A 7,076-nucleotide genomic window follows, 5' to 3' on the forward strand; every position below is an offset into this window, starting at 1 on the left:
GTGCTTCACCCACCCAGCACGGTCAGCACACCCGTATAGCCGTGCAGGTGATGGCGGGAAATTTCACCAGCAGCAAAAAAGCCCACCAACGGGATGTCGCCTAGCGCATGGGCGATGACGGCCATCTCGGCGTTGGGCCCCCCGAAGTGAGGACCGCCCCGTCCGGTGCAACTCACGTAGATCGCCCCCACGGGCTGGCTGTCGGGGTGTTCGCTCGGGTCGAACTCTTCGCGGATCTCGGCGCACACCCGAACCAGATCCTGCCGTGCCGCGTGCGCATCGCGCTGGCAGAACGCCAGTTGCATCCCGGTGCTGACGGCTTCACTCAAGGCCACGCCCTCGCGGGCCGGGTCCAGCCCGATCAGGTGGCGCACCCGGCTGTCGGCGCCGAAGTGGGCGCCATGACTGAGCAGGTCTTCATGGGCCTCGGTCAGGCCTGCCAGGGTCATCCGGACCTTGGGCAGGGCCTCGCGCTGCCACTCGGGAGAGCGCAGCGACGAGCGCACCCCCAGGTCCTGCATCAGGCATTGCAGGGCGGGTTGCCCATCGAGTTCGTACACCAGGTGGCGGTCGGCCGCCGTGATTTCGCGGCGCGGCCCCACCGGAGCGCAGCCCTGCGTGACCCGTGAGACCAGGCGCACCCGCTGGTGGAAGGCCACACCTGACAGGCCTCCGTGCCACAAGCCGAGCGCCCCCGGATCCCGGCTGTCGGGGTGGGCGGCCGGATCGCTCGGGTCGACCGCCAGGTGCAGGCTGTGCGCCTGGCCCGCACTGAGGCCTCCGAACAGATAGCCCGTGTCGGTGCGCTCGGCCAGTTCGCGCAGCAGTTCGGGCAGGTCCGGCGTCTGTCCGTCGGCATGCACCTGGGCGACATGCGCGTGCCAGCCGGTGCGGGGCAGGCTCAGCGGCTGAGCGGGAGGCAGAGGGTGGCGACCATGGAAGATGCGGAAGTCGTTGTGCGGCAGGTTGCACAGCATCACCGCCAGGGCCGGCTCGCCCAGGTACTCGACGCCCGTGCCCAGGACGCCAGCCCCCACCGCGCCCACCCAGGCGACCTCGGGCAGATGCTGGCGCAAGCCATGCAGGATGGCATCGGCCCCATGCGCCAGTTCGTCGCTCAGGTAGCACCAGCCCAGCGTCGCACCGAGCTCACGGGCGCCTTGCGAGGCCAGCTGGGCCCAGACCAGCTCCAGCGCCAGATCGGGCTGGGGGTGGGTGGCATGGGCGTGCAGACATCGCAGGCCCAGGGGGTGCGCAGCAGGGGGCATCAGACTTTGGGCGAGGTCTTGCGCGCGGTCTTGCCGGCCGCCTTGCGCGCCGGGGTCTTGCCTGCCGCGGGGCGGGCGCGAGGCTTGGCGGTGGCGGGCTTGAGCGCTTCGGCCGCAGCCGCTGCCGCCGGGGCTGCAACGGCCTGGGCCTTGGCCACCATGTCCTGCATCGAGGCCTCCACGCTCTGGCCCATGGTCTGGGCCGTTTGCGAGGCCTGGCTGGCCAGGTGGGAGAACTGCTGCGTCAACGTGTCCCACCATTGCATCGGGTTGATCAGGCCTGCGGCCGCCGTGTCAGCCGCTGGCTCGGCGCTGGCTTCCTGATTCGACTCTGGGGCGGCGGCCGCCGGTTGGGCCTTCAGCGTGTCGCGCAGCGTGTCCATCGACACGTTCATGCCCCGCAGCGTCGACAAGGTCATCTTCTGGACTTCCATGCCCTGGATCGTCATGGCGATCATCCGGCTGTTTTGCTCCAGCCAGAACTGCACGGTCTTGAGCTCCTGGATGCGCTTGTCCAGCTCATCGGGGTCGAGGGTGGGCACGGACCAAGCCGGTACGCCGGGGATGGCGGCGCCCGCGGCGGGGGCACTCATGCCCGGCAGGGCAGCGCCTGCGGCTTTCATCCAGTCCTGGAAAAAGCCCAGTCCGGCACCCAGGCCTGCAAACGGTTGGGCACTGTCGGGGGGGGCACCGGCCGGGTCGGCATGGTGGGGGCGCGTGGTCATGACGGTCTCCTGTCAGTCACTGTGGTGTGGGCCATTGTGCCTTTGTGGCGCGGCCTTGGGCAGCCCTGTTGGCAGGCGTCGCATAATCGGCGCCTTCATGCAACGCCGTACCCTGTTCACTCACCTCAGTCGACTCGCCGCTGCCCTGGCCTGGCAGCAGGTCTGTGCCCAGCGCGCCCAGGCGCGGGGGCAGGTGCCGCAGCCCGGCGCCTGGCAGACCGCCGCCGAGGTGTTCACCCTGGGCGTGGCCAGCGGCGAGCCGCGACCCGATTCGGTGGTCATCTGGACCCGGCTGGCGCCCCAGCCCCTGCAGGCCGATGGTGGCATGCCCGCGCAGGCCGTGCCGGTGCGCTGGGAGGTGGCGGCCGACGCTCGCTTTGCGCGGGTGCTGCAAAGCGGCAGCGCCGTGGCCGATCCGGCTGCGGCCCACAGCGTGCACGTCGAGGTCAAGGGCCTGCCCCCTGGTCGAACCTGCTTTTACCGCTTCGAGGCGGGCGGTCAGCGCAGCCCGGTGGGCCGCACCCGCACCGCGCCCGATCCCGCCGAGCGCAACACCCGCATGCGCGTGGCGCTGGCGTCCTGCCAGCATTACGAGACGGGTTACTACACCGTGCACCGCGAGATCGCTGCCAGCGATGTCGACCTCGTGCTCTTCGTGGGGGACTACATCTACGGCACCCAGGCCAAGCCTTATCTGCGTGTGCGCCGCCACCCGCATGTCATGCCCGACCTGCACCGCCGCACCCTGGCCGACTACCGTCAGCACTACGCCGCTTACAAGCTCGACCCGGACCTGCGGGCTTGCCATGCGGCCCATCCCTGGCTGATGGTGTGGGACGACCATGAGGTGGCCACCGACTACACCGGTCGCCACAGCCCGGACCTGTCGGACCCGCAGGCCTTTCTGGCCGTGCGCACCGCGGCGTACCAGGCGTATTTCGAGCACCTGCCGTTCTCTCCCCACCGTGCGCCCGTGGGCGGCAGCATGCCCCTGCATGGTCGCTACCCTTGGGGGCGCCTGGTCGACCTGATGATGGTCGACACCCGTCAGTTCCGTGATCCGGCGGTGTGCAAGGGGCGTCATGCGCCCATGAATGGCAAGCTGCTGTGGCAATGTGATGCGGCCGAGGTGCCCGAGCGCACGATGCTGGGCCAGAGCCAGGGCTATGAGCTGGCGGCCCAACTGGCCTCCAGCGCCTGCGACTGGAAGTTCATCGTCCAGTCCACGCAGATGTCACCCGGCGTGCTGCGCTCGCCGCTGGGGCCCTTGCTCTATGCCGATGGCTGGGACGCCTACCCGGCCGCACGCCGTCGCTTCACTGAGGCGATTGCCCAGCCGCGCGTGCCCGATGTCGTCTGCCTGGGCGGGGACGTGCACCGGCACGTGGCCGCGAACCTGCGCTTGGATCCGGCCGATCCGGCTTCGCCCATCATCGCCAGCGAGATCGTCACGACCTCGGTGAGCAGCCGCGGCCTGAGCGAGCTGCTGAGCAGCTGGATCCAGCGTGGCAACCCCGATCTGCTGCACGTGCGCGGCGATGAGCGCGGCTATGTCCTGCTGGACGTCACGCCCCGGCAGGTGCAGGTCGAGTTCCGCAGCACCCCGCACCCTGTGCGCGCCGACAGCCGCTTGCGCACGCAGGCGCGCTATGTGATCGAGCGCGGCCAGCCCGGGCCCCGTAAAGCCTGACCCTCGCGAGGCTCGGCGCTCAGCACAGCGCCGGACTGGATGCCAAGCGCCGCGCCGGATGCGGTGCCTGATGCAGGCGGCTGTGCGGCGGCACGCTGGCGAGCAGGAAGTCCATCTGATCGATCAGGATGCGCCGCCCGCGCAGGATCATGTCCTCATGCAGGCTCGGCACATACGGCAGGTAGTACAGCGACCAGTTCAGCTCATCGAGCGTGCGGTTGCCCTTGCGCCCATTGCAGTTGCGGCAGGCGGTGATGCAGTTGCGCCAGCTGTCCTGGCCGCCCCGCGACGTGGGCACGATGTGCTCGCGGGTGAGGGCGTCGCAGGGGAAGTGCTGGCCGCAGTAGGCGCACAACTGGCGATCTCGGGCAAACAGCTTGGGGTTGGTGAGCGCCGGCTCCTGCCGCCAGGCCCGGTTGGGGATGCTGCCGCGCACCGCGACGATGGGATGCAGCGGCAGGCGCGAAGGCTGGCCCGAGTGTCGCTGGACGCCGCCGCGCAGCACCATGAACGGGTCGCCGATTGTCCAGGCGACCTCGTCGGTGGCATACAGCAGTGCCGCATCCCTGGCCGACAGCCAGGCCTGCGGACGACCTGACACGTCAAGTTGCAGCACGTCCATACAGCCCTCATTCAGGCGAAGATGAGTGCAGGATAGAACATCTTGTGTGACATTCTCAAGATATGGGCGCAGCCTCAGGCGCTTTGCGCGGGCAACCAAGGGCCAACCCGGGGTTGGCAAGGGCCCCTCGTCCCCCGAGGATGGGGGGAAGAACCCACAGAGTCCACTTTTTTTTCACGGACTTCACACAGCCGCCATCATTTTCTGCAAAATAGCACGACCGTTCGTTTTATTTTGAGGAAGAGCTGTGGCCACTGTGACCCCCCACGACGTCAAGTCTGCCCAAGAGGGCGGGCGTGAGCGTGGCCGTGGAGCGCACAAGGGCCAGCAGACCCGCGCCGCCATCCTGGACGCCGCCTTGAGCCTGGCCGCCCAGATGGGCATCGAGGGCCTGTCGATCGGCGCCCTGGCCGAAGTCACCGGCATGAGCAAGTCCGGCGTCTTCGCCCACTTCGGCTCCCGCGAAGAGCTGCAGATTTCCGTCATCCGCGAGTACCACGAACGGTTTGAGGAAGAGGTTTTCCGTGCCGCCATGCGTCAGCCGCGTGGCCTGCCGCGTCTGCGCGCCCTGATCAAGAACTGGGTGAGCAAGGTCGCCACGGAAATCGATTCCGGCTGCATCTACATCAGCGGTGCCGTCGAGTTCGACGACCGTCCTGGTCCCGTGCGCGATGCCCTCGCCAGCATGGTGCTGCTGTGGCATGGCGCCTTGAACAAGGCCATCCAGCAGGCCATCGACCTGGGGCACCTGCGCGCCGACACCGACCCGATGCAGATGCTGTTTGAAATTCATGGCTTGATCCTCTCGCTCCACCACGATGCGCGTTTCCTGCGCTCGGCCGGGGCGGTGGACCGGGCCCGTGTGGCCTTCGAGCGCGTGGTGCAGTTCTACGCGCAAGGGGCGCCCCATCCCCTGTCTCCGAACGCGGTGCCGACCGGTGCCGCCCCTGTTTGACCCCCGATCGCCTGGCTTATAGATCAGGTAATTTCTTGTTTAACGTGCCTTTCTGACCGAGGAGCTTCACGATGCCTTCTTACACCCCCCCGCTGCGCGACATGCAATTCGTGATCCACGAGCTGCTTGGCGCTGTCGATGAACTCAAGCAGATCCCCGCCTATGGCGATGTGGACGCCGACACCGTCAACGCCGTGCTGGAAGAGGGTGGCAAGTTCGCCTCCGAAGTGCTGGCCCCCCTGAACCTGGTGGGCGACACCCAGGGTTGCGTCCTGAACAAGGAGACCCACGAAGTCAAGACCCCCGATGGCTTCAAGGAAGCCTACAAGCAGTACACCGAAAACGGCTGGTCGGCCCTGTCGGCCGATCCGGAGTGGGGCGGCCAGGGCCTGCCCATCCTGGTCAACCAGGCCATCTATGAAATGCTGAACTCGGCCAACCAGGCTTGGACCATGTACCCCGGCCTGAGCCACGGTGCCCACGCCTGCCTGGAAGCCCACGGTTCCGACGAGCAAAAGAAGACCTACCTGCCCAAGTTGACCTCGGGTGAGTGGACCGGCACCATGTGCCTGACCGAACCGCATTGCGGCACCGACCTGGGCCTGCTGCGCACCAAGGCCGAGCCCGTGGGCGACGGCACCTACAAGATCACCGGCCAGAAGATCTTCATCTCGGCCGGCGAGCACGACATGGCCGACAACATCGTCCACCTGGTGCTGGCCCGCCTGCCCGACGCTCCCGCTGGCTCCAAGGGCATCTCCCTGTTCGTCGTGCCCAAGTTCAACGTCAACGCTGACGGTTCGCTGGGTTCGCGCAACGGCGTGTACTGCGGCGGTCTGGAACACAAGATGGGCATCCATGGCAACGCCACGGCCCAGATCGTGCTCGACGGCGCCATCGGCACCCTGGTGGGCCAGCCCCACCGCGGTTTGCCCGCCATGTTCGTGATGATGAACGGCGCCCGCCTGGGCGTGGGCAACCAGTCCCTGGGTCTGACCCAAGTCGCCTACGAAAACGCTGTCAACTACGCCAAGGACCGCGTGCAGATGCGTGCCCTGTCGGGTGTCAAGCGTCCTGACCTGGCTGCCGACCCCATCATCGTGCACCCCGATGTGCGCAAGATGCTGCTGACCGCCCGTGCTTACGCCGAAGGCGCCCGCGCCCTGGTGTACTTCGTGGCCGTCGAGCTGGACAAGGCCCACAACCACCCCGACGAAGCCGTTCGCAAGGAATCCGACGAGATCGTCGCCCTGCTGACGCCGATCGTGAAGGCCTTCATCACCGACAACGCCTGGGCGGCCACTGTGCATTGCCAGCAGGTCTTCGGTGGCCACGGCTTCATCCACGAGTGGGGCATGGAGCAGTTCGTGCGTGACGCCCGCATCAACATGATCTACGAAGGCACCAACACCATCCAGTCGCTGGACCTGTTGGGCCGCAAGGTGCTGGGCGATGGCGGCGCCAAGCTGACCAAGTTCGGCAAGCGCGTCTCGGCCTTCGTCAAGGAAAACGCCGACAACGCCGCCCTGCAAGAGTTCACCGTGCCCCTGGCCGAGCTGGGCAAGAAGGTGCAAGCCTTCACGATGGAAGTCGGCATGAAGGGCATGCAGAACCCTGACGAAGTCGGCGCCGCCGCCGTCGACTACCTGCGTGTGGTCGGCCACATGGTCTACGCCTATTTCTTCGCCCGCATGGCCAAGATCGCCCTGGAAAAGCAAGACTCCGGCGACAAGTTCTACACCGCCTAGCTGGCCACCGCGCGCTTCTACTTCGCCAAGCTGGTGCCGGAAGTTGAAACCGCGATGATCACCGCCAA

Annotated in this window: 5 protein-coding genes and 1 pseudogene; 3 read left to right on the forward strand and 3 right to left on the reverse strand. The window is 67.4% G+C overall.

The window, feature by feature from the left end:
* Window positions 1–5: 5 nt before the first annotated feature.
* On the reverse strand, window positions 6–1,268 hold the full coding sequence (locus RBT42_RS10500) for an FIST N-terminal domain-containing protein (protein WP_320364849.1): 1,263 nt from the start codon (window positions 1,266–1,268) through the stop codon (window positions 6–8).
* The gene (locus RBT42_RS10505) at window positions 1,268–1,993 is read right to left on the reverse strand and encodes a PhaM family polyhydroxyalkanoate granule multifunctional regulatory protein (RefSeq protein ID WP_320364851.1); all 726 of its coding nucleotides are present in this window, start codon (window positions 1,991–1,993) and stop codon (window positions 1,268–1,270) included. Before RBT42_RS10505 ends, RBT42_RS10500 begins: the two co-directional genes overlap by 1 nt.
* A gap of 97 nt (window positions 1,994–2,090) precedes the next feature.
* Here RBT42_RS10505 and RBT42_RS10510 point away from each other — a divergent pair, with 97 nt between their 5' ends.
* A complete protein-coding gene (locus tag RBT42_RS10510; protein ID WP_320364853.1) occupies window positions 2,091–3,683 on the forward strand; it encodes an alkaline phosphatase D family protein in 1,593 nt (530 codons plus the stop codon).
* Window positions 3,684–3,702: 19 nt separating this feature from the next.
* On the opposite strand, the gene RBT42_RS10515 is transcribed toward RBT42_RS10510, so the two are convergent.
* Window positions 3,703–4,305: an HNH endonuclease gene (locus RBT42_RS10515; RefSeq protein WP_320364855.1), complete on the reverse strand. Its 603-nt coding sequence runs from the start codon at window positions 4,303–4,305 to the stop codon at window positions 3,703–3,705.
* Between the two features lie 247 nt (window positions 4,306–4,552).
* On the opposite strand from RBT42_RS10515, the gene RBT42_RS10520 reads away from it, so the two are divergent.
* Together RBT42_RS10520 and RBT42_RS10525 are read left to right on the forward strand one after the other, a co-directional pair.
* Entirely contained in the window at window positions 4,553–5,260 is a 708-nt protein-coding gene (locus RBT42_RS10520) for a TetR/AcrR family transcriptional regulator (RefSeq protein ID WP_413785884.1), read from the forward strand.
* A 71-nt stretch (window positions 5,261–5,331) separates the two neighbouring features.
* Window positions 5,332–7,076, forward strand: a pseudogene (locus tag RBT42_RS10525) (acyl-CoA dehydrogenase C-terminal domain-containing protein); the annotation flags it as partial.

It is taken from the genome of Aquabacterium sp. (assembly GCF_034003525.1).
GTDB lineage: Bacteria > Pseudomonadota > Gammaproteobacteria > Burkholderiales > Burkholderiaceae_C > Aquabacterium.